The sequence below is a fragment of the Paenibacillus sp. OAS669 genome (assembly GCF_014873645.1).
Taxonomy (GTDB): domain Bacteria; phylum Bacillota; class Bacilli; order Paenibacillales; family NBRC-103111; genus Paenibacillus_S; species Paenibacillus_S vulneris.
Map to the genome: position 1 here is coordinate 65,068 of NZ_JADBDR010000003.1, position 26,660 is coordinate 91,727.

General features: G+C 50.7%; 23 protein-coding genes and 1 riboswitch. Of the genes, 15 read left to right on the forward strand and 8 right to left on the reverse strand.

The features are described 5' to 3' along the window. Positions 1 to 161: 161 nt before the first annotated feature. Both GGC63_RS08345 and GGC63_RS08350 read left to right on the forward strand, forming a co-directional pair. Positions 162 to 428: a metal-sensitive transcriptional regulator gene (locus tag GGC63_RS08345; protein WP_412973856.1), complete on the forward strand. Its 267-nt coding sequence runs from the start codon at positions 162 to 164 to the stop codon at positions 426 to 428. A 24-nt stretch (positions 429 to 452) separates the two neighbouring features. Further along, positions 453 to 842 carry a rhodanese-like domain-containing protein gene (locus GGC63_RS08350; RefSeq protein ID WP_192701896.1) on the forward strand — a complete coding sequence of 130 codons (390 nt, stop codon included), beginning with the start codon at positions 453 to 455 and terminating at the stop codon, positions 840 to 842. Positions 843 to 1,290: 448 nt separating this feature from the next. Here GGC63_RS08350 and GGC63_RS08355 read toward each other — a convergent pair whose 3' ends face one another. Both GGC63_RS08355 and GGC63_RS08360 read right to left on the reverse strand, forming a co-directional pair. After that, entirely contained in the window at positions 1,291 to 1,887 is a 597-nt protein-coding gene (locus tag GGC63_RS08355; RefSeq protein WP_192701897.1) for a TetR/AcrR family transcriptional regulator, read from the reverse strand. Positions 1,888 to 1,975: 88 nt separating this feature from the next. Further along, complete coding sequence (locus tag GGC63_RS08360) at positions 1,976 to 3,481, reverse strand: FAD-dependent oxidoreductase (RefSeq protein WP_192701898.1); 1,506 nt, start codon at positions 3,479 to 3,481, stop codon at positions 1,976 to 1,978. Between the two features lie 274 nt (positions 3,482 to 3,755). Here GGC63_RS08360 and cdaS point away from each other — a divergent pair, with 274 nt between their 5' ends. Beyond that, on the forward strand, positions 3,756 to 4,394 hold the full coding sequence (gene cdaS / locus GGC63_RS08365; RefSeq protein WP_079914871.1) for a sporulation-specific diadenylate cyclase CdaS: 639 nt from the start codon (positions 3,756 to 3,758) through the stop codon (positions 4,392 to 4,394). A gap of 120 nt (positions 4,395 to 4,514) precedes the next feature. Here the strand turns inward: cdaS and GGC63_RS08370 are convergent, their stop codons facing one another. From GGC63_RS08370 to GGC63_RS08380, 3 genes are all read right to left on the reverse strand, one after another. Further along, entirely contained in the window at positions 4,515 to 4,937 is a 423-nt protein-coding gene (locus tag GGC63_RS08370; RefSeq protein WP_192701899.1) for a DUF6526 family protein, read from the reverse strand. Between the two features lie 134 nt (positions 4,938 to 5,071). After that, positions 5,072 to 6,076, reverse strand: a complete 1,005-nt coding sequence (locus GGC63_RS08375) for a phosphodiester glycosidase family protein (RefSeq protein ID WP_192701900.1) — start codon at positions 6,074 to 6,076, stop codon at positions 5,072 to 5,074. Further along, the gene (locus GGC63_RS08380) at positions 6,063 to 6,605 is read right to left on the reverse strand and encodes an RNA polymerase sigma factor (RefSeq protein ID WP_192701901.1); all 543 of its coding nucleotides are present in this window, start codon (positions 6,603 to 6,605) and stop codon (positions 6,063 to 6,065) included. Before GGC63_RS08380 ends, GGC63_RS08375 begins: the two co-directional genes overlap by 14 nt. Positions 6,606 to 6,902: 297 nt before the next feature. Here GGC63_RS08380 and GGC63_RS08385 point away from each other — a divergent pair, with 297 nt between their 5' ends. From GGC63_RS08385 to GGC63_RS08410, 6 genes are all read left to right on the forward strand, one after another. Next, positions 6,903 to 7,580, forward strand: a complete 678-nt coding sequence (locus GGC63_RS08385) for a response regulator transcription factor (protein ID WP_192702244.1) — start codon at positions 6,903 to 6,905, stop codon at positions 7,578 to 7,580. Further along, positions 7,577 to 8,947, forward strand: a complete 1,371-nt coding sequence (locus GGC63_RS08390) for a sensor histidine kinase (RefSeq protein WP_192701902.1) — start codon at positions 7,577 to 7,579, stop codon at positions 8,945 to 8,947. Before GGC63_RS08385 ends, GGC63_RS08390 begins: the two co-directional genes overlap by 4 nt. 218 nt (positions 8,948 to 9,165) lie before the next feature. Beyond that, positions 9,166 to 12,279 (forward strand): efflux RND transporter permease subunit, encoded by a 3,114-nt coding sequence (locus tag GGC63_RS08395; protein ID WP_192701903.1) that lies wholly within the window; start codon positions 9,166 to 9,168, stop codon positions 12,277 to 12,279. Positions 12,280 to 12,355: 76 nt separating this feature from the next. Next, positions 12,356 to 13,681: an efflux RND transporter periplasmic adaptor subunit gene (locus tag GGC63_RS08400; protein WP_192701904.1), complete on the forward strand. Its 1,326-nt coding sequence runs from the start codon at positions 12,356 to 12,358 to the stop codon at positions 13,679 to 13,681. A 23-nt stretch (positions 13,682 to 13,704) separates the two neighbouring features. Next, positions 13,705 to 15,444, forward strand: coding sequence for a hypothetical protein (locus GGC63_RS08405; protein WP_192701905.1), 1,740 nt, complete (start codon positions 13,705 to 13,707; stop codon positions 15,442 to 15,444). Positions 15,445 to 15,595: 151 nt separating this feature from the next. Then, positions 15,596 to 15,734: riboswitch (cyclic di-AMP (ydaO/yuaA leader) on the forward strand. 338 nt (positions 15,735 to 16,072) lie between these two features. After that, positions 16,073 to 17,245 carry a KamA family radical SAM protein gene (locus GGC63_RS08410; RefSeq protein WP_192701906.1) on the forward strand — a complete coding sequence of 391 codons (1,173 nt, stop codon included), beginning with the start codon at positions 16,073 to 16,075 and terminating at the stop codon, positions 17,243 to 17,245. Positions 17,246 to 17,366: 121 nt separating this feature from the next. On the opposite strand, the gene GGC63_RS08415 is transcribed toward GGC63_RS08410, so the two are convergent. After that, the gene (locus GGC63_RS08415; protein WP_192701907.1) at positions 17,367 to 18,110 is read right to left on the reverse strand and encodes an SDR family oxidoreductase; all 744 of its coding nucleotides are present in this window, start codon (positions 18,108 to 18,110) and stop codon (positions 17,367 to 17,369) included. A gap of 275 nt (positions 18,111 to 18,385) precedes the next feature. Continuing rightward, complete coding sequence (locus GGC63_RS08420; protein WP_192701908.1) at positions 18,386 to 18,763, reverse strand: MerR family transcriptional regulator; 378 nt, start codon at positions 18,761 to 18,763, stop codon at positions 18,386 to 18,388. A 491-nt stretch (positions 18,764 to 19,254) separates the two neighbouring features. Here GGC63_RS08420 and GGC63_RS08425 point away from each other — a divergent pair, with 491 nt between their 5' ends. The 6 genes from GGC63_RS08425 (at position 19,255) to GGC63_RS08445 (ending at position 24,636) form a co-directional block, all read left to right on the forward strand. Then, a complete protein-coding gene (locus GGC63_RS08425; RefSeq protein WP_192701909.1) occupies positions 19,255 to 19,965 on the forward strand; it encodes an AAA family ATPase in 711 nt (236 codons plus the stop codon). Positions 19,966 to 20,334: 369 nt separating this feature from the next. Further along, positions 20,335 to 21,093: a sulfatase gene (locus GGC63_RS34400; protein ID WP_225948053.1), complete on the forward strand. Its 759-nt coding sequence runs from the start codon at positions 20,335 to 20,337 to the stop codon at positions 21,091 to 21,093. Next, on the forward strand, positions 21,041 to 21,724 hold the full coding sequence (locus GGC63_RS34405) for a sulfatase (RefSeq protein WP_225948054.1): 684 nt from the start codon (positions 21,041 to 21,043) through the stop codon (positions 21,722 to 21,724). Before GGC63_RS34400 ends, GGC63_RS34405 begins: the two co-directional genes overlap by 53 nt. Positions 21,725 to 22,063: 339 nt before the next feature. Next, positions 22,064 to 22,825 (forward strand): ABC transporter permease, encoded by a 762-nt coding sequence (locus tag GGC63_RS08435; protein ID WP_079914887.1) that lies wholly within the window; start codon positions 22,064 to 22,066, stop codon positions 22,823 to 22,825. Further along, the gene (locus GGC63_RS08440) at positions 22,801 to 23,628 is read left to right on the forward strand and encodes an ABC transporter ATP-binding protein (protein ID WP_192701910.1); all 828 of its coding nucleotides are present in this window, start codon (positions 22,801 to 22,803) and stop codon (positions 23,626 to 23,628) included. Before GGC63_RS08435 ends, GGC63_RS08440 begins: the two co-directional genes overlap by 25 nt. A gap of 21 nt (positions 23,629 to 23,649) precedes the next feature. Continuing rightward, a complete protein-coding gene (locus GGC63_RS08445; RefSeq protein ID WP_192701911.1) occupies positions 23,650 to 24,636 on the forward strand; it encodes an ABC transporter substrate-binding protein in 987 nt (328 codons plus the stop codon). Between the two features lie 209 nt (positions 24,637 to 24,845). On the opposite strand, the gene GGC63_RS08450 is transcribed toward GGC63_RS08445, so the two are convergent. Then, positions 24,846 to 26,351: an IMP dehydrogenase gene (locus GGC63_RS08450; RefSeq protein WP_192701912.1), complete on the reverse strand. Its 1,506-nt coding sequence runs from the start codon at positions 26,349 to 26,351 to the stop codon at positions 24,846 to 24,848. Between the last annotated feature and the right edge of the window lie 309 nt (positions 26,352 to 26,660).

The window sequence follows — 26,660 nt, forward strand, 5'->3', positions numbered from 1 at the left end:
AGGGGCGTAGCGGGAACGCGAACGACAACCTTTTTTTCAGCTATCCCCCTTGAACTTCAATGATGGCCCTCCCTTTACGGGAAAGCTCTCCATGTATTGTATTCGTGCTCTCTATCGGAGATAATATACCTATACCGGTATAGCAGAAAGGATGGATTCGCATGTCCATGAAATACGATGACGATGTGAAAAAAAGATTAAGACGCATGGAAGGCCAAATCCGCGGCATCTTGAAGATGATGGAGGAGGAGCAGGACTGCAAGGATGTCGTAAGCCAAATCTCCGCAGTGCGAAGCGCCGCGGATAAAGCCATAGCCTATATTGTGGCTGTGAATTTGGAGCAATGCATTATAGAAGAAATAGAAGCGGGCAGAGATTCCGGCCCAGTCGTTAAGCAAGCGGTGGACCTGCTGGTCAAAAGCCGGTAATACAGGTGAGGGGGAGATAGAACCGTGGATATACAGCTTATTATCAAAATCGTCGCTGTCGCGTGTCTGGTCTGGTTCCTGTATTCGCGCTTTGCAGGGGTCAAGGGATTAAAGACATTGAATTCCGATGACTTTCAGCAGGAGCTGAAGGAGAATCCGAATGCGCTGCTAGTCGACGTTCGTGAGCCGGGGGAGGTCAAGCAGGGATATATTCCCGGCGCCGTCAACATTCCGCTGACCCAGCTGAACCGAAGATGGGGAGAGATCCCTCGCGACAAAAGCGTTTATTTATACTGCCGAAGCGGGATGAGAAGCAAGCAGGCGGCCCGCGTCCTGATTAGAAACGGCTTGCGCGATGTCGCTCATTTGCAGGGCGGAGTCGCTGCCTGGAAGGGCAAGCTTGTAGAGCAATAGGGAGGCCGTTAAGGCCTCTGAGACTATTGAAAACCTATGGAATCTGAACTATTGCCAACATACTCCGGTGGGGTATGCCCCTCCAGCCGCTGTTGAAACCCGTGAATAGGATTAGATTTAGCGGTATTTTCACGGGTTTCAAAGGCGGACGTAAACTCCTCCGAGGCATACCCCACCTCTATATGTAGCATAGTTCACGTAAAACCAGGTTTTTTAACAGACTAGGAGGCCGTCAAGGCCTCTTTTTATATTTCACGGCTTCCCGCAGAGGCCTCGATAGAGCTCGGGGGCTGGCATTAGCTTTCCTGCCTAGGACCCCGACGGCAACAAGCTCCACTTGTGGGGCGGATGGCCCAATGACAGCAGCCATGCTTAGCTGCCGCCGCAAGGAAAGATTAAAGGTCGCCCTCTCATGAGGACGATCTTTAATCTTCTGGGCCAGTCTGGTTTAACGAGCCCGGACGATTCGTAATAATACTTCAATCTCAGGCTTTTTGTAGCCCGAACCCTCCTGCGCATTCAATACCATGAGACCCGAGAGCACAGATAAGTAGGAGGAGATCAAATCCTCCAGCTTGCCTGCGGCAATTTCTCCTGCCTCTTGCCCTTCCTTGAATAGGGGGAGCAGCTGATCGACGAAGGATTTCATCGAGTATTGCTCAACGAGCTGCCTTGCTTTGTCCGGCACGCCGTCCGACGTACGGGCTTGGTGAATCAGCATAAAGTAGGGCGCTCCGTTATCATCCAGAATATCTTCGGTTAGAGCTCTAATTTTGTCGAGCGGGGTACCCGGAAGCCCGTAAAGACTTCGTATGGCGTCCTCCGATGCCAGCATAGCCTCTTGAACAAGAGTGTTGAACAGCTCCTCCTTGGATTTGAAGTAATGGTACAAGAGTCCGTGGCTGATTCCGGCTTCGGCTGCAATCATGCTCATCTTCGTTCCGATGATGCCGCGCCGGGCAAAGACCTTGAGGGCGGCCGCTATGATTTGCTCCTTCCGTTCATCACGGATTTGGTGTAGTTGTTCATCGTTTAAAGGCGCCAATTGTCATTCATTCCTTTGCCATAATGGGCTTGCTGCTAATGTCTGATGAATTATCTACTTAGGAGTATACCATTTTTGGCCTTTTCTTTTAAGAAGCTTCTTGATTGGACGCTTCAGACTGAAGAGGGCGCGGTACAAAGACCTCCTGCGAAAATTGCGGCAGGATTTGCTCCAATGCGGCTTCCAGCGAATCGCCGAAACGTAGGTTCAGTTCGTCCAGCAGCCTTTTTCCGTCCGCCGTAGCTTGAAGCACGGTCCTTACCAGCTCAGGCTTCATGATTTGTGCCGGTGATACGGATAGCGTGTTGACCGCCCAATACAACCCGAACAGCTCCCAGTTCTTTGTCTCCGTAGCATACTGCAGGAACAGAGCCGAATACCGTTTGCCCCAATCGATTCCTTTCAGAGGCTCGCTCCCGGCATATTCAACGCCTCCCCACTGCAAATCGTTGGCACAATTCAGCCACCATGCGGGTTCAATGACCTGCTGCAATTGTTGAAGCACGGTTTGCTCAAAATGAGGCTGGGGATCACTCCACTGCCGCTGCATGCAGCTTTGCAAGGTCTCTGCTTCGATGGCGGCGACTGTCATGCCCTGCCCGAAGATAGGATCATAGATGCAAAAGGCATCCCCTAATACCAGAAGACCGGCAGGCCACTCCGTCATTCGTTCGTAATGGTGGCGGTACAGCTCCGGAACGCGGAATCCTCTTGGCGGAGCAAGCGGCTCCAGCTGCTGAAGAATGTTAGAGAGCATCGGGCTCGGCAGCTCTGCCAACGCCTGATTAAACTGCTCCTCCTGAGTGGGAGGATAGTGACCGCCCGGCCGGTACAACAGTACCTCTGCAACCTGATGTTCAATAAAGGAAAAGCAGCCGGAGAAGGTTTTGTTCTCAGGGTCCCCTGCCATGACGATGACATCCCATTCATCCGCCAGATGGGTGAGATGGGGAGGCAGCTTATAACGGCGGGTACTGTACCCGATATCGGCCTTTAGTACATCCGCAGCGGGGACATCGTAACCCATGCTTGTAAGCCAGGCCGGCAGCTTGGAGGAACGCCCGCTTGCATCGAATAGCATATCGGCATGCAAGACCATTTCTTGCCCTTGGTTTCCGCGCCCACGAACCAGAACTCCTGTAACCTGGCTTCGATCTGCGGTAGACATAAGCTGGAGGACATCATGACGAGGTAGCGAACGTACGTTGGCAATTTGCTTCACCCGTTCCCTAAGTACCCATTCCAGCGCGGCTCTGCTGAATTTAACATCATGACGCGGATATTTGCCAACCATGCTTCCGTATGGGTTCATATTGTGGACGGTCTTGTTGTAAGACGATGGGGAACCGAGAGCCAATAAATCCTCTTCATAGCCGGGAAACAGGCGTGCCGTAATCTGCTTGCCTCGCATAGTGAAGCGATGGGGATGATAGGCCTGCGGAGTGCCGCTGCGCTCTCCCGGCCGTTCAGGAAATTCGTCCTTGTCTACCATGATTACTTCTTCGTAGTAATCCGATACGACTCTCGCGGTCAGTAAGCCCGCAATGCTCCCGCCTATGATCACAGCTGTGCCCTTTTTTTGCATTTCTTTCATAAGTATCACTCCTTCGAAATTTTAGATTGACCTAATCAGTCAACAATGAGATAAAAATAAAGGATTGACTTGTTTAGTCAATGCTGAGGCAATAATATAGATTGATTCATTCAGTCAACGTTAGAATACAGTACGAATCGCCAGCTGTCAATAAGCTGCTGCGTTGGAAACAATCATGTAATACTTGATGGAAGGAATGAGCATATTATGACTGTTGCTTTTTTAGCAAGGGCTCCCGTTTTTTCTAATAGCTTCATGATTTGAGGTGGATAAAATGCTGCAGATCAATTGTGATGTGTCCCCCATGAAAGAAGAGCTTAAACTGCATTTGAAGCAAATCGCGGACCAAATTCACCGCAGCCTGGAAGATATCAATAACGAAGACCATTGCTTGCTAAGCCAGTTTGATGAGATTCGGGATTCGTTCAATAAGATGGAGTCGATAGCGGCTTCCTTTTATTTGCAGTGCTACTTGTCCTCCTTTACGAATAACTATTTGGATCTGTCCGTCAGCATCCAACACTTGTCTGAGCGAAGACACGGGGCGCTGATTGTAGTGGAAAGAAAAGATCCGCTGGACATGTTCCTGCATTCCGGTATTCCCCTCGAAGCGACCTTGACCAGCTCGCTCCTGGAATCTGTGTTCTTCCCGGGAAGTCCGCTTCACGATGGGGCGGTGCTGGTCCGCTCTGACCGTATTGTATCGGCGGCGAACGTTCTCCCCGTATCCCATATTGCCGTAGACAAAAAACTCGGCACCCGCCATAGGGCAGCGATAGGCCTTACGGAAGTTACGGATGCGCTCGTTCTTGTCGTATCGGAGGAAACGGGCAAAACCTCGTTTGCATTCAAGGGGACGCTGCACCCCATTAATGCCGTCGATGCTATTGTTGAAATGGAGAAGGCACGGTAATTTTCAATGAGGCAAGCAGCGCATAAAAAAAGCATCTCGTGCACGCCAAGGCGTTCATGGGATGCTTTTCATTTTGGCTAAGGCATAAGAACCATTCAGCGATCCGAAGTTCAACCGTCTTTATACCCGGTAAAAATCGCCTCTCCACTGGGTGATTGCCTTCTTAATATCGGCTGGCGTTAGGCTCTTATTGACCGCCTGCTCACATAGCGCGGGGAACTGTTCGTCACCGGCAAAACGCAGCGCTACGATTTGTCTGATGGTAAGACGCGGATTCAGCGGCTTGCCTGTCAGCAGATAATGGCGGAAGTTCTCTTCGCCGCGGATGATGCGGTCCTGCAGCTTCGCAGCATAGGTTCTGGTCAGGATAACGGTAACCAATAGACCAATCGAAGCGAGAACGGTAAGTACAGAAACCCAGGAGAACGAAGTAATGAGATACACCACGCTGCCGATAAGGGTAATAAGGGCCAAGGGCGCGCCGATGAAGTGGAACAGCGGATGAACTCTTTTGTGATTATGGTAATTTTGCTCTTGCGGCATGAATAATCTCCTTTCTGTTTTTAAGAGAGTTTTGAATATTCTATTCTACTGCGGAGGGGATATTCCTTTTTCAGAAGAGGGAGTACTCTGAAGAAAATTGTATATTTTAGGCCGAAGAGCGATCTCGGTTATGTTTATGGTGTCGGGGGCTCCGTCCAAGGGCTGTCGACCTTGACTTCATCAGGCTTTTCAAAAACGAGAAATCCTGTAGGGAGCTCCATCTCTCCACTTTCTTGGGGCGAATGGGTGACCAGCTCGCCTTGAATGACCATTTCAGAGGAGGCCCCTCCGCCCAGAAGCCCTGCATTTATCGCGCCTTGATCGATCAACAGATCCTGAACTTCTTTCAAGGTAGCTCCGAGGCTATTGCTCTGCCTCCCCTCAATGACTACAAAGATCACACTTCCGTCTGCTTTTTGCCCGATGGCCGTTCGCGGATTTTGACCCCAATGATAATCACCTCCGGTAATCAAAGGCTTGCCATTCGCTATGATCCGCGGGAACGCCGATACTGCTTCTTTGATCTGCATGTCCTTTAGCTCATCCATGGTATAGGAACCAATAACCAGGCTTCCCTCATTCGTAAATCCTGCGATCGGATACTTCTTGGTATCCTTATCCACAAAGAGCACCCTGCCATCCGACACCACAACGCCAGAAGGAAGCAGCCCGCCGCCGGAACCTCCGTCGGATTTCACGTAATGCCCCGCGTTAACCCCCGCAATGGCTCCGGTCCGCCGGACCATGTCAGTGATCCGTTCTCCAGATTCCTGTTTGGACGTCGTGACAACCCGGATGGAGGTTGGGTCGGGTACAAGCAGCATTTTTCCTTTCCAATGTTCCCCCGAAATATCTTCGACCATGACGGGTTCTTCTGCCTCCCCCCGTGATAAGACCTGCTTCTCCGTAAGCTCTGCAGCATGTCTAGCTTCAAAGACGTATTTCCATGGGGAAAAGCTTAAGATCGCGATAACTGCAGCGAGGATTACAGCGCTTGTGATCCGGGTTAGTCGAATCCGCGAGAGGTTAGTTTGCTTGACCCTTTCTTCAACAGCAAGCATGGACCGTTGGGTAAAGGTTTTTTGTGAAAAGGGTCCGCTCTGTAAGCGACGATACCAATCCGGTTTAAATGGTTCCATATTCCACATCCTCCTTTAAGGAATCACTGACTTTGGCTCTTGCTCTATACAGCCGGGATTTGACCGCTCCTTCACTGATGCCAAGAAGCCGGGCAATTTCCTTTAGCGACATATCGTAGCGGGCATCCAGCACTAATACCTCACGGTATTTTTTGGGGAGCCGCATAACAGATTCCCACAAGCTATCGGTTAGTATCAAGTCCATAGCCTGCTTTTCAGCTGAAGCTTCAGTACCCGGAGCGCGTATGAAGCCGGTCAACAACACCTTACGGAAAAATGCCAAACGCCTGTAATTGAACGATGTATTCCGCGTGATGGATAAAATCCATGTTTTTACGCTGGATTCACCGCGATATTGGCAGATATGCGTATAGACCTTCACAAATACTTCCTGGGAAATATCGTCTGCGGCGTCGTGTCGTTTCGTTATTAAATAGGCATAATTCCATACATCCTGCCCGTAGGTCTGCATAAGCTGACGTAACGTCTCGTCGTCCATTCGGGTCAAGTACTTTAATGAGTCTTCCATGAATTGTATTCACCTCAATAAATTAGAAACCGCAGCAGGGGAAAAGGTTTCAGACTAACTGAAATAAATTAAGGCTCAGCATAACATCCAATTGAGGAAACAGATCGCCACATACCCCCATTTTGTTCATATTCAGTTCATATTCGTCCGATATGATACAATAGGATAGGAATGCGCCTCAAACTTACATACGTGGAAACTACGGCATCCGTCTTTTGAATTTAAGAAGCGGGGTGTCATTGAATATAGAAAGTCGAAGCGCTTCAGTCCTGTGTATCCATGAAAGAGGGAACGATGATGACTAAAGTGTTAATTGTGGATGATGATCCTTTTATTAGACAGCTGATCAAGGTGGCTCTGCGCAACGAAGAGATGCAGCTGCTGGACAGCGGCAATGGCCTGGAGGCGCTTGAGCTGCTGGAGAGGACAAGAGTCGATCTGGTCATTCTAGATATTATGATGCCCTTGATGGACGGATGGGAGCTGTGCAGGGAAGTGCGAAGCCGGTATCCCGATCTGCCACTGCTGATGGTCACGGCCAAGAGCGAGCCCGCCCATAAGGTGAAGGGCTTCCAGCTCGGTACCGACGATTATGTGGTCAAACCGTTTGATCCGATGGAGCTCGCCATGCGGGTCAAAGCGCTGATGAAGCGGTACCGGATAAACACCTCCCAAGTCATGGTGATCGGAGAGACGGAATTGAACCGCAAAAATCTCGAGGTGAACCGGCACGGCAAAAGGCAGACCCTGCCCCGGAAGGAGTTCGAGCTGCTGTTCACGCTGGCGGGTCAGCCGAACCGGGTGTTTACAAGGCAGCAGCTGCTGGATCAAATATGGGGGATGGATTATGAAGGGGAAGAGCGCACGGTGGACGTTCACATCAGGAGACTTAGGGAGCGATTTACCGAGGAGGCTTCCGACTTTTCGATTGTGACGGTGCGCGGATTAGGTTACAAACTGGAGCTTACCCTATGATCCGGTCCCTTTATGTTCGAGTCGCACTGACCTTCATTGTGTCGGTCATCCTGGGATTATGCATCGCTTTTTACGCATCGAATTACTGGTTTAGAGACCTGTTCGAATCGGAAATGCAGAAGGATTTATACAATGCGTCGGAGGATATGGTCGCTATTTTCCAGGAAATGAGAGGCACGGATATGGAGGCTTATTTACATAACCTTCATTGGGCCAAGAGGTACTTCGTCACGCTATATGATTCGAAGCTGAATAAGAGCGAGTTCGGTACCCGACAGGACCGGGTAAGCCTGCCGGAATCAGTGGTGCAGCAAGTATTGAACGGTCAGGCTGCCAGACAATCCGGGGAGCCCTCCGAGCAGTACGTAGGCTATCCGTTTAAAATCAACGGCAATAGCTATGCGATCTTCGTTCGTCCGGTCGTGCGAAATACGGAGGACAATTTCAGATTCATTCTGATTACCGTACTCGCCGTTACTTTAATTATAGGAAGCGTATGTGTGCTTATTGCAGCGCGTTATTTGGTAAAGCCCCTGAAATTGCTGACACAGGCTACTCAGCGTATATCGAAAGGGGATTTCGACATTACTTTCAGCTGGCTGGACCGCAAGGACGAGGTCGGCGACTTGGCCCGAAGCTTCAGCCATATGGCTGGAGAGCTGAAGCAGCTTGAGCTGATGCGGCAGGATTTTGTCTCCAGCGTGTCCCATGAGATTCAGTCACCGTTAACGTCGATCGCCGGGTTCTCCAAGCTCATTCGCTATACCGAGCTGCCCGAAGACGAGCGTAATCAATATTTGGAGATCATTATGAAGGAATCGGAACGGCTGTCCCGGTTAAGCGACAATCTGCTCAGCCTGGCGTCCCTGGAATCGGAGCATCATCCGTTTCACCCCATAGCTTATCGTCTTGACGAGCAAATTCGCCGGATCATCGTATCACAGGAGCCGATCTGGAGCGCCAAGCAGCTGCAGATGGAGCTGGCTCTTCCCCCCGTCATGCTGATTGCGGACGAGGACCAGCTCAGTCAGGTATGGATCAACCTGCTCAGCAATGCGATCAAATTTACACCGCAAGGCGGCAAAATCAAGGTGAAGCTGGAGCTGCTGGTCGACCGGGTGCAGGTGACGGTGCATGATTCGGGAATCGGCATATCGCAGGGAGAAATCCATCATATTTTTGACCGGTTCTATAAGGCCGATCGGGCCAGGCAGAGGGAAGTAGGCGGCAACGGGCTGGGCTTATCGATCGTCAGGAAGATCGTTGAGCTGCATCAAGGTGCAATTACTGTAGACAGCAAGCCGGGCAAAGGTTCTGTATTTAAAGTCATGCTGCCCGGCGTGATGAAGAAGAAGGCCTTCTCTTAGGTTATTACCGCCTATTCCGATAGAGGTTATTCGAGGCTTTGACGGGTAAAAAAGTAAAGGTCGTCCCAACGGACGGCCTTTTATTTTTTCCAAGAAAGGGCAGTACGTGCTTTTTTTTCAGTTAATTCATATTGAGTTCATATTGCCATATTATGCTAGAATTCGTACGCAAAAAAATAGAAATAAGAAACCAGGAAAGGACCGAGGGGAGTGCTGAAATGAACCGATTAACCCAGTTTTCCATGAAAAATGTATCGGCCTTGTTCATCATCATGATTCTCTTGTTCGGAAGCGGCGTTTTTGCGACAAGCAAGCTTAAGGTAGAGAACATGCCGAATGTATCGTTCCCTATCGTCATGGTAAGCGCAACCTACACGGGTTCGCCGAAGGACGTTATGGAGCAGGTGACCGAGCCTCTGGAGAAAAAGCTGGCCAACATCGAGGATCTGGATTCGATGAGATCGACCTCGAGCGAGAATAATTCCAGAATTTTGCTCCAGTTCAAGCAGAACGTGGACACCGATAAAAAGAAACAGGATATCGAGAGTCTGCTGCAGGAAGTCATGCTTCCGGATTCAGCAGGCACGCCGAAGGCGTCGACCTTTGGTGCGGCATCGATGCCTTCCATTTATTTGGTAGCCAATGCGGAGAATGGAATGAGTCAGACCGAGCTGGATAAGCTCTATGAAGATACGATCAAGCCGGATTTGGAATCGATCAAAGGCATCGACCACCTGGATTCCATCGGGGTTCGGGATACCAGTCTGGATATCGAATTGGATGCCGATGCCATGAACGCCTACAGCCTGACTCCGAACCAAGTCACCTCGGCCATACGGGCAGCTGTGACCAAAAGTCCGATCGGTACCGTGGAAGTAAGCGGCAACGATAAAAGCGCTCGGGTTACAGGCGATATTAAGAGTGTGTACGATATCGAGCAAATTGAAATTACAGGCGGCAAGGGTAACGTTATTACGCTGGACCGGGTCGCCAAGGTGAAATCGATCACCGAGTCGGATTTTGTCGGGCGCTTCAACGGCAAACCGGCCATTTCCATGATTTTGTACAAAACAGGAAATGCCAACGCGGTTGATTTCTCCGATTCCGTTGAGAAGCTGAAGGAACAATGGAAGACAACCATACCTAACGCGGTTTTCAAAACAACCTATGATAGCGCAGATGAAATCAGAGAATCGATCAACGGCATGCTTCGTGAAGGCGTGGTCGGAGCGCTGCTTGCTTCGTTCATGATTTTGCTGTTCCTGCGCAATGTGCGGATGACGCTAATCGTGCTTGTGTCGATTCCGCTGTCCATTCTTATCACGCTTCTGCTGATGTGGCAGCTTGGTTTAACACTCAATACGATGACGCTCGGCGGGATGTTCATAGCCGTAGGACGGGTTGTGGACGACTCGATCGTTGTTATCGAGAACATATACACCTCCCTGGAAAAAGCGCAGAAACGCAATGAATCCGTGATAATGCTTGCGACCAAGCAGGTATCGATGGCCATCACATCGTCGACGCTGGCTACAGTCGGTGTCTTCGCTCCGATCGGGATGGTCAGCGGGGTGGTCGGCGGATTTTTCCGTCCGTTTGCGATCACGCTCGCTTGTGCTCTGCTGTCCTCCTTGCTGGTAGCCCTGACCGTCATTCCGATGCTGGCCAAGCTGCTGGTATTGAGAAGCAAAATCGGTAAGGGTCATTCCCATGAGGAAGCACCGCAAGGCAAGTTTATGCAAACCTATGAGAACATTTTGCATTGGTCCTTAAAGCACCGGATCAAATCGCTACTAATGGCTGCGGTGCTATTCATCGTCACTCTGGCTGCAACGATTCCGGCTCTTGGGGTCTCCTTCCTTCCGGACGGCAAGCCTTCCCGGACGATGTATTTCGTGTTGAAGCTGCCTAATGAAACGGCGTTCGAGGCTACGAATGCGAAGACACAGGAGCTTGAGCAGCTGCTGATGGATGAGAAGGACAGCCAAGGGAATCCGTTGTTCACCTACGTAGAAGGCTTGGCTGGATATAACGGCAGCGGCACCGACCGGGTGACGTATGCTTCCCAAATCTACGTCGAGGTGAACGAGCATGTGGATCCCGACAAAGTGATGCAGCAGGTAAAGCAGTTCCTTCTCTCTGAGCTTCCAGCAGGCTCGGAAGTGCAGCCACGGGGCGTAGGCGGCGGTAACGGCGTATCCGGCACCGACTTCTCCTATAACCTGAAAGGGGAGGATCAGGACCGGCTGGAGCAGGCGGCAGCTATCGTCAAAGCAAAGCTGCAGGAGTTCGAGGAGCTAAGCGAGATTGAGGATAGCCTGAGCGACGGGAAAACAGAGGTTGAAATTGCCGTCGACCAGAAGAAAGCCCGCGCCTTCGGCCTGACGGCAGCTACGGTCCGTGAAACGGCGAGCAACTGGATACAGAAGCAAAGGCTCGGCGACTTAAAGCTGGACGGAGTGACTTACACGACTACGATCTCCATGGATAAATCCGATAAAAACTCGCTCGAGAAGCTCGGCAATATTCCGTTAACCGGAACGAACGGGTCTGTCGTCTATTTGAAAGAGGTAGCCAAGATCAACCTTGTACCGGGCGCCGTTTCCTTAGGGCGCGACGATCAGAAGCAGCTCGTAAGAGTAACCGCAAAGATTAAGGCGGAAAACAAAAATGCTGTCAGCGCCAAGGTATCTGCAGCATTGCGCTCGGTTGAGCTTCCTGACGGCGTAACCCCGGAAGTCAGAGGGGTTAATGAGGACATTAACGAGAGTTTCACGCAATTATTCATGGCAATGGCTGTTGCCGTCTTTATGGTCTATCTGGTTATGGTCCTTGCCTTCGGAAATGCCGCAGCGCCTTTCGCGATCTTGTTCTCGCTTCCGTTGGCCGCAATCGGCGGTCTGATCGGGCTGGTCATAACCCGACAGGCTCTCAATGTCACCTCCATGATCGGCTTTATGATGCTTATCGGGATCGTAGTGACGAACGCCATCGTATTGATCGACCGCGCCCAGCAGCTGCGCGAGGAAGGCTATACGGTGCGCCATGCCTTGATTGAAGCGGGTAAGGTTCGTTTCCGGCCGATTATCATGACGGCGGGTGCCACGATTATGGCACTGATCCCGCTGGCAATGGGGCTGTCCGGAGAAGGAGCCCTGATCGGCAAGGGCCTCGGGGTCGTTGTTATCGGCGGTCTGACGACATCGACGATTCTTACGCTGATTGTCGTTCCGATCGTTTATGAGCTTATAGAGGAAGTTAAGGCGTATATTTCGAGGAAAATCCATAGAGGGAACCCTCCGATGAACCATGAGGGGACTCTGGAAGGATAGGTCTTCTGAGAAATCCAAAAAGCGTGATTCTTATAGATCAGATAGAGATTTGCAAAAGCATGGAGGAGGCAAAGCAATGAAAAGGATCAGTGCGGGCAGTAGAAAATCAAAGATTCGCCCTATACGCGTGCTGGCTGTAATGACATTGGCTGCAGTTGTGGCGGCAATGGCCGCCGGCTGTTCGGCTCCCGGGGGACCTAAGGGAATGGCGGAAGCGCAGCTTAAGGTCAGAGCGGTGAAGACCGAGGCGATCACGAAGCAGCGGATAGCCAGCCCGACCGAGCAGGTTGCGGATATTTCCGCCGGAACGGCTATTGATATCGTGAGCAAAGCCAGCGGCGAAGTGATCGAGGTGCTGAAAAAACGCGGCGATTACGTGGAGAAGGGCGATGTGCTGTTCCGAATCGACAGCAGGGATGCGGAATCCGTCAAGCGGAAAAACGAGCTCGCGGTAAGGAGCTCCCAGGAATCTCTGCAAAAGGCCAAGGACGATCAGGTCAATAATCGGAAGGATTTGGCGGATGCGGTGCAAAAAGCGGAGGTCGCTTTGAAAAATGCCGAGCAGGATTATAACAAGATGCGTAATGATTACGATTCCGGCAATGCGACGGACCATCAGCTGGAGCAAGCGCAGCAGCAGGTAGATAATGCGCGAATGGCCCTGAATTCGGCCAAGAATAAGCTTGCCGCCAACGATAATAACAATACGATTGCTTCTGTTGAAACGCAGGCCGAAACCAATCAGCTGGCTCTGGAGGATTCGATCCGCTCGCTGGACAATTACAATGTCAAGGCTCCGGTCAGCGGCATTTTGACTGATTTCACGCCGGAAACGGGCCAAACCGTCAACTCGGCCTCCAAGCTGGGACAGGTGCTCCAAATCGATCCAGTTAAGATTAAGACCGAGTTGAGCGAGACGAATATGCAGCTTGTCAAAAATAAACAAGAGCTTGTGTTCTACAGTCCGGACGACCCTGATCATAAAGGGAAGGCCAAGATCAGTTACTTGGCTCCGGTAATGAGCGCCCAGACAAAAACGTACACGCTGGAGCTAGAGGTAGCGAACCCGGACCATCGCATCACCCCGGGAACGCGCGTCATGGTTCAATTGACGACGGAGGATGAAGAGAAGGTCGTTGTTGTGCCGACGTTGAGCATTATCCGCGAAGAGGGCGGAACCTATGTGTTCGTCCTTCAAGGAGATACGTACCAGAAGCGCCAAATAAAGCTCGGCAGAATCAACGGCTCGTATCAGGAAGTGCTGGAAGGCGTGAAGGAAGGCGAAAAGCTCGTCACGACCGGCCAGCATCAGCTTAAGGACGGGCAAAAAGTCGAAGCTGCAACCCAGGCAACGCCTGCCCCTTCAGGGGCGGCTCCTCAAGAGCAGCAGAAGGCGAAATAATCAGAAAGCGAGGGTCATGACATATGAGCAAACGATGGAAAAAGACGCTGGCGTCTGTCGTGCTGGGAACAGCACTCCTCATGCAGGGAGGCATCCAGCTTCCTGCGGCTTCTGCCGCATCTGCCGAGGAGGCGGTAAGCAACCATTTGACGGAGGCGATCCAGGCTGCTGTAAAAAGCGTCTCCGTAGAGTCTACGCCGGACGGCAGCCGTATTGCCGTTACCGTGCGGCTGTATAACGGAGCCTCCGCGAAGCAGCGCATACCGGATTACGAGCTTCGGGTACAGACGCAGGATGGCGTCGAATACACGCTGGATGCCAGCTCGGATAACAAAAAGGCGCTCAAGCCTATGGAGATTGGCGAGCTGGTCTACATGAGCACGGTGGACAGCAAGGCTTCAATGAAGCTTGCCGGACTGTCCTTTGTGAAGGTCGATCCTTATGCTTATCCTAAGGCGGAGACCGTCTTACTGAGTCTTCCGCTTGGCTCGGAAGTATGGTACCCGTCAACCGGGAGCGCGCTTCCCGGCAAGGAACTAGCGTGGGGAACAGCCTTCTCTATCCCTGGAATCAACTCCGACCTGACCTATACGCCGGTCGGTTATGAGAGACAGAATACGGAGAAAGGGCCCGTAGCGGTCGTTACGCTTTTGGCTGAGAATCCAGCCGGAGGGCGGGAAACGATTCCAGATTTTCGAATCGATGCGCGTGCAGAGAAGACGTACACCGGCGTAAGGACGGAAAAGGATGCGGTCGGGCTGGAGCCCGGGGAGAAGCAATATATTCATTTTGCGATTCCGCTCGAAAGCAATGTAAATCCGGCCCGGCTGCTCGTTATGACAACCGACCTGTTCCTGCCTGCAAGCTCTCAGGCAAGCGGCTCTCAAGCTTCCGGAACAAGCGGGAAAGCGGGAGTCGCTATCGACATCGGCAGAGTGGCCGTCTCGCTGCCTTACGGGAATCAAGCCGGTTCCGCTGTGTCATCGGCTTATGCTATGGGAACACCGATCGCGGTAGACCCTCTCTCCAAAATTCTGGATCATACGCAGGTGTCGCTGATGGAGCTTCATATGACCCAGAATCCGGGAGAAGGCTACAAAACGGCGGTCGGTAAGTTTATCCTTACCAGCACAAGCGATAAGCCGATACCGATACCCGCCTTTGATGCGGAGCTTGTGGGCAGCGGCGGTGCAGCCTATTCCGGTGTTCGCCAGACGGAGGTATCCGCTTCAATGAATCCGGGGCTGAGCTATGTCGTAAGCTATGCGTTTAACGTGCCGCAAACCGAAGCGGGAGAGGGGCTTGTCTTGAGGCTGCTCGACAGCCAGACGGCGGCTCCGTACAAAGTCGCTGTCGCTTCCGTACAAACGGCGCTGCAGAAGGAGACGGATTCCGATACGATGCAGCTGTATCCTTTTGACATCAGGCTGGTTAATTCCACGGTAGGCACGAACTACCTGGCTACCAACAGCTCATACTCCTATAAAATGAAGCTGGAGCTGGAGATCAAGCAGGCGGAAAATGTGGTGGTCGATTCCAATTTCTCCAAGCTGCATTTTGAGGTCGTCGACAAGCTGGGCCGTGTGCTGGGAACGGCGGATGGAAGCTTTACCGGAGCGCAGAGGCTGGTCAGCGGCATTCAAAATATTGTAACGAATAATATTCAGAGCGAGCAGTTCGAATTCCCGATATCGGTCAATGTGTATGAGTTATTCGAAACGCCGGGCGGCCAGGCCAAGCGGTTTTTGAAGACGTTGAACTAAACGGTACATTTGAGGTAGTCCCGATCGCCGGGGCTGCCTCTTTTCATTAGGACAATGTACCCCGTGGGATATTGTACTGGGAGAGCAATGAAGCCGTTGCGATCCCAAAATTATCCTGATACAATTTGACTCAACCCTAGCCGTAGTGTATTATAAGAATACGCTTAATTTCCGGTTTATTCATCGGAAAGCGGGGGAACCACTTTTTGGGGCGAATCATGATTTGCATGTAGGGAACCATCTTTCCCGAGCCCGGCAGCTAACCTCGTCAGCAGTGGATGGGTCAAATTGAATTTTTATGCATGCTGTATTGCATTCATTGACCCGTGGTTTCGGGTCTTTTTATTTTGGCTGAATGGACCCGAATAGAGCGATAGTCGGCGTTGTACCGGACTGTATGCAAGCAGTCTAAAGTACAAAGGCCCTGTTGCTGCTCGGGTCTTTTTGTTGTTATCGAAACCAATAATTATAAAATTTTACTCATTATGGTAAAAACATATTAAGAGCGAGGGAGGGATGCTGCCAGACATTCAGTTAGTACAGGCAAAAATGTAAGGAGGAAGCCAAGCCCGCAGGAAAGTAGGTTCACTGCAGCCTAAACAATCTGTCAATTCAAGGAGGATCCCCCATGCCGCAACCGAAATATATTACCGATATTAACAAAATCACGGAAATCCCGGAGCAGGATAGAAAGAAACTGCAGCAAATAACGGATAAGTTCGTGTTTCGCGTGAACGATTATTACCTGAAGCTGATAGACTGGAGCGACCCGAGCGATCCTATCAAAAAGCTGGTCATTCCGAATGATGGGGAATTGTCCGAATACGGCCGTTGGGATGCATCCGACGAGGATACGAACTATGTGGTCCCCGGGTGCCAGCATAAGTATAAGACGACGGCGCTGCTCATCGTATCGGAGGTGTGCGGTGCCTATTGCCGGTACTGCTTCCGCAAACGGTTGTTTCGTAACGATGTCAAGGAAGCGATGTCCGATGTCAATCCGGGCCTGGACTATATCGCCGCCCATCCCGAAATCAACAATGTGCTGCTAACGGGCGGGGACAGCCTGATTCTTGCTACGCCGAAGCTTGCCTCTATCCTGGAACGGCTAAGAGCCATCGAGCATGTGCAAATTATACGGCTGGGCTCCAAAATCCCCGTGTTTAATCCGATGCGAATTTATGAGGATGAGGCGCTGCTTGATACCATTCGCCAATATTCCACAGCCGACAAGCGCATTTATATTATGGCTCATATCAACCATCCTCGCGAGATTACACCTGAAGCCAAGCGGGGCTTCGAGGCGCTGCATCAGGCGGGTGCTATCGTCGTCAATCAAACGCCGATTCTTAAAGGAATCAATGATAACCCGGCCGTCTTGGCCGAGCTGCTCGACAAGCTCTCGTGGGCAGGCGTGACTCCTTATTATTTCTTTATTAATCGTCCCGTTGCGGGGAATCGCGATTTTGTCCTCTCGCTGCAGGAGGTGTACTGGATTGTCGAGCAGGCTAAAGCAAGAACCTCCGGCTTGGGAAAAAGAATCCGGTTATCCATGAGCCACACGTCCGGAAAAATCGAAATTTTGGCGATAGAGAACGGCAAGGCTTATTTAAAATATCATCAGTCCCGCGAAGATCAATACGGAAAATTCATGATAATGGACTGCCCCAAGGATGCAGCCTGGTTCGATGATTTGCCCGGAAACGAGCAGTATTGGAAGCGGCCCAAGAAAAAATCAGAGGCTATTGTCTCTGTAAATGAGCTTCCCGACATGCCGCGGGGGAGAAGCTTGAGCAGTTGATTTATAGGGGGGAGGCATCCTGCCAAGGATGTCTTCTTTTGTGTTTCACGTAATTAAAAATTATGTAGTAAATGAAATCGCCGCCCAACTTCACCACTAATGGAAGTTGGGCGGCATCGTTTTATAAGCTTTGCGATGTGGGGCGGACAATCAACTCGTTAATCGTCACGTTAGTCGGCTGCTTGATTGCAAACAATATCGTTTTGGCAATGTCGTTAGGGTCAAGTTGGTTCCATTCCTGACTCCCCAATTTCTCGAGCGCGGGATAAATCGAGTTATCCGTAATGGTATCATACAGCTCGGTTTCTACTGCCCCAGGGGAAATGAGGGTCGTCCGAATATTTTGTTTGGCCCCTAGTTCGGTTCGCATGCCTTCCGTTAACACCCGAACGGCATGCTTGGTAGCACTATAAATAGAGCTCGACGGGAAGAGGATGTGCCCTGCAATGGAGGAGAAATTAATAATATGTCCCTCATTGCGTTCTTCCATATGTTTGTACACTGCTGCCATCCCATAGAGGACACCTTTAATGTTCACATCAATCATTCGTTCCCATTCGTCAACCTTTAAATTCCTGAAGAACGAGAGCGGCATGATCCCGGCATTATTAATCAAGATGTCGATTTGTCCATAGGTTTGAATGGTTTCATCCGCCAATGCTTCAACGTTGGCACGCGAAGTGACGTCAGTCACCTTGTAGCTGGCTTCGCCTCCAGCATTGCGGATTTCTTCCTGCAGCTGCTGCAATCGCTCTTCCCGGCGAGCGGCAAGCATGACTTTAATGTCGTGTTGAGCGAGAAGCTTGGCCGTAGCCGCCCCCATTCCGCTGCTTGCGCCTGTGATGATTGCTACTTTTGTATTCATGTGTACTTCCCCTTTGTTCATTTATTAGCCATTCATCGCTGGCTTGATTCTAGGTTATCAATTAGAGTTTACTATAAGTCAAGCCCTGGCTAATAAATCATTTGTGCAGGTGAAAAACCCTATAATTACGTGGTTATTCACACAAAGTGGAGTGATATGGAAATGAATAAGACAAAATTCTTTATAGTTTACTCTAATGGATACACCCAAAAAAAGCGCGCCCACCAACCAGTGAACGCGCTCCACTTAGAGAGAAATATTGCAAAACGATCGATCTAGGGCAGCATCTTGGTTATTCCTTTTTCCTGCAGATCGTATAACGCCAGCTTGTAATTGATTTGCTCCAAATATTTAATCGTTTCCGAGAGGTCCTTCTCCACTTCTTCCTTATGCTTAAGCATCATTTGTTTACGTATCTTAAGCGTGCTCTCGCCTTCTTGGTACAAATCCACATATCGCTTGATCTCGGCAAGCGGCATGCCCGTCGCCCGCAGAGCCAAAATAAAATTCAACCATTCCATACTCTCTTCGTCATACGATCGATTGCCACTCGAATCTCGCTTAACGTGCGGCAGGATACCTTCCCGTTCATAATAACGAAGAGTATAGGGGGAAATCCCGGTTTCCTTCGAAATTTCTTTAATCGTGGACATTTCTTTCTCCTCCTGCCATTAAAGTAAACTCTAACTTTTTCCGTCGTTCATATCCATATTAGTGACTTGAGTAATTGATTAGTAAGGGATAATCCTAATGTAATAGCGGGGTTCAAGAACCTCTTGCTTTAGAGTTTACTGTAAAGATTAAGATGAATTCAAGACAATATTTACTGAGAGGAAAGATATTGATTATGCCCGATCAATTTGAAAATGGCCTTTTGTTCTGGACAAAGGACAAGAACTTGAGCCTTTAAATTGGAGGAGGCCTCCAGGAGCGGTTTTCTATTCATATTCTCTGACAGGACGGCTCAATTTCGGATCTAAACTAGACTTTCTGTGAGCGTGAACAAGGAATGGCCACTCGGATATAGGGTATGCCGACTACACATTAGCTCGGATGCTTCTTTCCAAATGAACATAGCTGCGGTATAATATGGAACATACGTTCTTGATCGATTGAGCATAGATGATGGGAGGAGGATTATCTCTTGTTTCTGAGAAGCGTTGAAATCATGAAAGAGAAGTTCCCGAATGAAGCGGCCTATCCATTTTGTATCCCGGCCTTGCGTGGAGCAAAGTCGATTGCTTTCCAGGGAAACGTCACCTTCTTTGTCGGGGAGAACGGCTCCGGCAAATCCACGATGCTGGAGGCTATCGCTTACCAATGCGGGTTTAATACCGCAGGAGGAGGGAGGAATAATGTTTATGAGGTCGATGCGTCTGACTCCTCCCTGGGCAATTATATCCGGTTATCCTGGATGCCTAAGATAACGAACGGTTTTTTCTTGCGGGCAGAGACGTTCTACCAGTTCGCAAGCCATATTGACCAGATGCCGGAAAGCTTGAAGTATTATGGCGGCCGCTCGCTGCACGCGCAGTCCCATGGAGAGGCATTCCTGTCGCTATTCCAGCACCGCTTCGGCAAACGGGCTATCTATCTGCTGGATGAGCCTGAGGCCGCGTTGTCGCCCGCCCGGCAATTGGCGCTCCTCCGGATCATGAAGGATTTGGAGAAGGAGGCGCAATTTATCGTGGCGACACACTCTCCGATTTTACTGGGCTACCCGGATGCTCAAATATTGAATTTTGATCATACTCCGGTAGCGCCGATCCGCTATGAAGAGACGCTGCATTATATTGTCACCCGCCGGTTTTTGGAGAACAGGAAGGCGGTGCTGGGCGAGCTATTTAGTGAGTAGCTTGCTCATTATGAACACGGAAGGGGCTCTATTCCTCTCTATTCCTTCCCAATAGCAGGCAGCTTTCATTCAATGGCGGAAAAAGAGGACCTGCAGAATAGAATTTTAATGTTAACATAATCTTACGTTCAGGTTCTTTTAATAATTGTGCTTTACTATAGAAATCGACCCCCCTTAACATAGATCGCTGCCCACAGCATATGGCTGTGGGCAGCGCTGGTTTTATAAGCTAACCGTTCGGACGCCGCGGTTAGCTTATTTGTTATGCATAAAAAAGGTTGAAAATAGTTCAACCTTTTGAGAGCGGATTCCCTCCCCTATAATAACAGTATCTCACGAACGAAACATAGACAGGAGGTAAGCGCATTCATGAGAATCATCTATTTGGATATCGATTCGCTTAGACCGGATCATATGGGCTGTTACGGCTATCACCGGAATACGACCCCTAATATCGATAAAATCGCGTCGGAAGGGGTAAGGTTTAACAGCTGCTACTGTGCGTCTTCTCCTTGTGTTCCTTCACGGGGCAGCTTCATATCCGGCCGCTTCGGGATCCATCATGGGGCTTTAACTCATTGGGGACCGGGAGGGGAGTTCCAATATCCGGAAGGGGACGGGCATAGCAAGGAAATTCCGTTCTTTACCCGGTATTTGCGTGAAGCAGGAATGAAAACGGTTACGTTCTCCTCCTTCGGAGACCGTCACCATGCCTGGTGGTATTTTGCCGGCTGGAACGAAGTGCATACCCATTCGCTTAAGGAAGGCAATGAGAATGCCGATGAGGTCAATGCGTCCGTCATTCCATGGCTGAAGCAATTCGGAAAGGAAGACAACTACTTCCTGCACATTCAGTACTGGGATCCGCATACGTTCTATACCTATCCCATCGAATATATGGAACAGTGGAAGGATGCCCCGGTTAAAGCTTTTCCTGATGAAGCCACGATAGCTTCCCAGCAGCAGCACAGCTTCCCGCGGTCGGCTCCGTTCCTGCACTGGGGGGACAAATACCCGGCAACCATGCCCGGCCAAATCGCGAATCGTAACGATTTCAAGCATGCCGTAGACGGCTATGACGGCGGGATCAGCTATTATAAGTGCCGATCACGGCGAATCGATGGGTGAGCAGGGGATTTACATCGAACATGCAAGCGCTACCGAAGCGGTGCACCATCTGCCGCTGATCATCAAGGCTCCCGGCATGCCGAACCCTGGCAAGGCGATTGACGGGTTTGTCTACAATGTGGATGTCATCGCAACAATTGCTGATATGGCCGGTCTGAAGGTACCTTCCGGCTGGGACGGCAAGTCCTTTCTCCCTGCACTCCAGGGAGAGCATTGGCAGGGCCGGGACTACCTGGTGATGGATCATGCGCTGTATGTTTGTCAAAGAGCAGTGCGCGATGAACGCTGGTACTTTATCCGCACCTACCATCCTGGCCTGTATCTTCATTTTGAGGAAGTCACCTTGTACGACATGGTGAATGACCCTAACCAAACCAGGAATGTAGCGGAGCAGTATCCCGAGATCGTCAAGGAGATGGATCATCGCTTGTCCCAGTGGCAGCATGAGCAGGTCCGCAAGCCGGGCTATAAGGCCGATCCGCTTCAAAAAGTCATCGAGACCGGCCCTTGGAAATACTTGACTGTCGACGATTGGGTACGAAGACTGGATCAGAAGGGCTGGCGCGAGGCGGCTAATGAGCTGCGCACCACTTACTGCAGGGAAGCCATTCAGCCGGCTTACGACGGCTAGGACTACAATATATCGCAGAAGAGCTTTCCGTTGAAAGCTTTAAGCTTTTGATTAATGCGACTGGGCTTTTCCAAGCAAGCTTAAGGTTGTTGAAAAACCTTGCTTGCGTGAACATCGCTAAATATGGAGGTGGGGTATGCCTTGGAGGAGTTTACGTCCGCCTTTGAAACCTGTGAAAATACCGCTAAATCTAATCACTATTCACGGGTTTCAATAGCGGCCGGAGGGGCATATCCCACCGGAGTATATTGGCAATAGTTCTAGCCCCATAGGTTTTTCAACAGACTTGAGTTGTCGAAGAAAGCTAGATCTTTCCCAAAGCTCTTAGGAGGTCACATCATGAAAAAATTACCGCACTGGATGCTTACCGTCATCTCCATCGTGGTGGGGATAGCCGTGTGGTATCTGCTGTCGGCGATACCGGCCATAGGCGCCATCATTACCAATCCGACCGTCGTCATCGAGACCTTCGTGTCCGAAGCGGCCAGCGGAAGAATGTGGACGAACGTGGGAGCCAGCCTGTTCCGGGTGCTTGGCGGTTTCTCGCTCGGTCTTATCGTAGCGATTCCCGTAGCCTTCCTGATGGGCTGGTACGGTGTCGTTCGCTCGGTCGTGGAGCCATGGATCCAATTTTTCCGTACCATTCCTCCCATCGCCTTGATTCCATTGGTCATCGTGGCCCAGGGCGTCGGCGAGTCTGCCAAAGTCACCGTTATTTTCGTATCGACCTTTCTGGTTATGGTCATTTCGATTTTTCAGGGCGTGCGCAACGTCGATCCGACCTTAATTCGGGCCTCCCGGGTATTGGGAGCGAGAGATAAGGACATTTTCTTTGAAGTCATCGTGCCAGCCTCGTTTCCTTATATATTGGTCGGTGTCCGGCTCGGTCTCGCCGCCGCCTGGACAACGCTGGTAGCTGCCGAGTTAACGGGTGCGAACAAGGGGCTGGGCAACATGATTATGGAGGCGAGCTTGTACTTCCGCATGGAAGTCGTAATTTTAGGCATCATTGTCATTGGCATTATCGGCTTGGCGATGGATAAATTGGTGCTCTTTTTAGAGAGGAGGCTAACCGGATGGCAGGAAGTGCGCAACACCTAGAAAAGCAAAGCAATGCAGCAGCGTCGGTGCCACCCAAAATTGAAATACGCCAGCTCTCGAAAGTATATAAAGGGAGAACGGGGGATGTCACGGCACTGCAAAACACCGATTTAACCATTGGTCAAAATGAATTCGTCTGTGTAGTAGGTCCGAGCGGCTGCGGCAAAACGACCCTTCTCAATATCATCGCCGGGCTGGAGGATGCTACATCCGGCTCGGTCAAGGTAGACGGCGTGGAGGTCAAGGGACCCGGTAAGGAACGCGGCGTCGTGTTCCAGCAGTATGCGCTGTTCCCTTGGAAGACCGTTCTGAAAAATGTCGAGTTCGGCTTGAAGCTTCGCGGTCTTAACAAGCAGGAGCGGAGAGAAACGGCCGAAAAATATTTGGAAATCGTCGGTCTGAAGGATTTTGCCCACGCTTATCCGAAGGAGCTGTCCGGCGGAATGAAGCAGCGTGTCGCTATTGCCCGGGCGTATGCGGTGCAGCCAGAAGTACTGCTTATGGATGAACCGTTCGGCGCTCTGGATGCGCAGACGAGAGCACAGCTGCAGGAGGAGCTGCTCAAAACATGGCAGACGGAGAAAAAGACCTGCTTCTTCATCACTCACGACGTCGAGGAAGCCGTCATTCTCGCTCAAAAGGTCATTATTATGAGCGCGCGTCCGGGCCGAATCAAGGAAATTATCGATGTGGACATTCCTTATCCGAGAGATCAAGCGACGAAGCTCGATGAACGTTTTGTTCAGATCAAGAACGAGATTTGGTCCAAGGTGTATCGCGAATATCTGGAAGTGGCAAAATAACCTTATAAAGGAGAGATTCCAATGCTTCTGAAACGGAAATCCATTCCTGTTCTGTCTGCTGTTCTCGGTTTGACGCTGCTGCTCGGCGCTTGCTCTTCGGGCGGCGGCGGAGGCGGTACGTCCCCGGCTCAAGCCCCTGAGCCTAATAAGCCAACCGGGAAGACGCCAACCATCAACGTGGCTTATATGCCGGATATGAACGGTGCTACGCCTATCGTGATCGGGGAGGAGAAGGGCTTCTTCAAGGAAGCGGGTATTAACGTCAATGCGGTCAAATTTTTGAGCGGCCCTCCGGAATTTCAGGCTATGGCTTCAGGCGATATTGATATCGCCTACATCGGACCCGGTGCCACCTTCCTTGCAGCGCAGGGCAAAGGGCATATCATCGATATCGTGAGCCTCGGCAAGAGCGATATGGTATTCGCGACGAAAAAATCCGGCATCAAGGAATGGAAGGACTTGAAGGGCAAAACGATCGGTGTTCCCAAAGGAACGTCCGGCGAAATGGTGCTGAATTTGGGGCTGGAAAGAGGCGGTCTTAAGCCTAGCGACGTCAATATCGTCAATATGGATGTAGCGGGAGCCGTATCTGCCTATGTTGCAGGCAAAGTGGATGCCGTTGCCATCTGGTCTCCCTACACGCTGGAAATCGAGAAGCAGGTAGGCAAGGAAAATATGGTGAAGCTCGGAGATAACAGCGACTTCTTCCCGGATTATATTTTCCCGGCAAGCTGGGTTGTGAATCCGAAGTTTTTGCAGGAGAAGCCTGAGCTGGTCGAGAGCTTTCTGAAAGCGATTGCCAAAACCACCGATTACAAGCTCAAAAATAAAGACGAAGCGGTAAAAATGACGGCGGCTTATACGCAAGTGCCGGAGGAATCTTTGAGAATGCAGCTCGATGCGTTGGATGGCTCGATAACAAGCGTGTTGCGGATGCATTCAAGGACGGGACCGCAAAAAAATGGTATGAAAACCTGGAGAAGCTGTTCGTGCAAAACGGCAATTTGAAGGAAGTTACACCAGCCGACAAGTTCCTGATGGCGAATCCGTTTCTTAAAGTCGTAGGACAGTAGGATTGAACGAAAAATAACCCCACAAAGCGGGACCTTGGCTTCGAGCAGATTCAGGTGCTTTGCGCAAGGGCACGAAATTCCATCATGTCAAAAAAAGGAGGGGACAGTCACTGACAGCTCCCCTCCTTTTTGCTATTCCATTCCTCAATGGCTATCTTCAGAAAGGCTGCTTTCCTTCAGAATGACATCGTGAGCGCCGCCTTCTACGAGGCTTGTCGCCGAAACAAGCGTAATTCGAGCTACACGCTGCAGCTCCTTAATACTGGTGGCTCCGCAGTTGCACATGGTCGATTTGATTTTGCCGATCGTTTTGTCCAGATTTTCCTGCAGGCTGCCTGCATAAGGGACGTACGAATCGACACCTTCCTCGAACAACAGGTTGCTTTTGCCGCCGGTATCATACCGCTGCCAGTTGCGCGCGCGATTGGAGCCTTCTCCCCAGAATTCCTTGACAAAGTTGTTACCGACTCTCAGCTTGCGGGTCGGGCTTTCGTCGAAGCGGGCAAAATATCTTCCCATCATGACAAAGTCGGCCCCCATGGCTAATGCCAGCGTAATATGGTAATCGTGAACGATACCGCCGTCAGAACAAATAGGAATATAAATGCCGGTTTCCTTGAAGTATTGATCTCTTGCTTCTACGACCTCCATAATGGCAGAGGCTTGTCCGCGGCCGATCCCTTTTTGCTCCCGGGTGATACAGATGGAGCCGCCGCCGATTCCGACCTTGACAAAGTCTGCACCGGATTCAACCAAGTACAAAAAGCCTTCCCGGTCGACGACATTCCCTGCGCCGATTTTGACATCGAAATTCGCTTTCACATATTGAATCGTCTCCCGCTGCCACTCGCTGTAGCCGTCGGAGGAATCGATGACCAGAACGTCCACTCCGGCTTCAACTAGGGCAGGGACGCGTTCCGTATAATCCTTGGTGTTAATGCCTGCTCCTACAATATAGCTTTTGTTGTTGTCCAGCAGCTCCAGCGGATTTTCCTTGTGAGCGTCATAATCCTTGCGAAATACGAGATACTCCAGCTTTTGCTGTTCATCGACTATAGGCAAGCAGTTCAGCTTATGCTCCCAGATCAAATCGTTGGCTTCGGATAGCGAAATGCCGGATTGGCCGTAAATTAACGTCGAGAAGGGTGTCATAAAATCACGGATAGGCTTGGTGAGAGGGTCGCGGCTGACACGATAGTCGCGGCTCGTGACAATCCCGAGCAGCTTGCCGCTGGCTGTGCCGTCCTCGGTAATGGCCACAGTGGAATGACCGGTTTTTTCCTTCAAATCGAGCACATCCTGGAGTGTATGGTCCGGTGTCAAATTGGAGCGGCTGACAACAAAGCCGGCCTTATAGCTTTTGACCTTGCGAACCATTTCGGCTTCTTCCTCAATAGATTGCGAACCAAAGATGAAGGAAATGCCTCCGCACCGGGCTAAAGCGATCGCCATCCCGTGGTCGGATACGGCTTGCATAACGGCGGATGAGAACGGGATATTCAGGGATATCGCCGGCTCCTCGCCTTCCTTGTATTTGACGAGCGGTGTTCTCAGGCGAACGTTCGCCGGGGTACAGTCCTTGGTCGTCAGATTCGGAATTAACAGAAATTCGCTGAAGGTGCGGGATGGTTCCAAGTAATACGTGGCCACTTCATTCATTCCTCCTTGGATTATTTTGGTGGGGATGATAGGTAAATTTTTTCAATCTTATCACTGAACCTTATTTGGGGTCAATGCTTTTGGATAAAAAAGATCGCAGCCGTTCCTTGCTGCGAGTCTTTTGAAAAACCCATAGATCTGAAAATGGCTTTGGTACCCGGTGGGGTATCCCCTTCCGGTCGCTGTTGTTCTCGGGAAATTTTGATTATATTCGCTTATTAGCGGGGATCTCCCGAGAACAAAGGCGAACGCTATCGCTCCTACAGGGGACACCCCACCTTACCTTTCGCATTTTTCGTA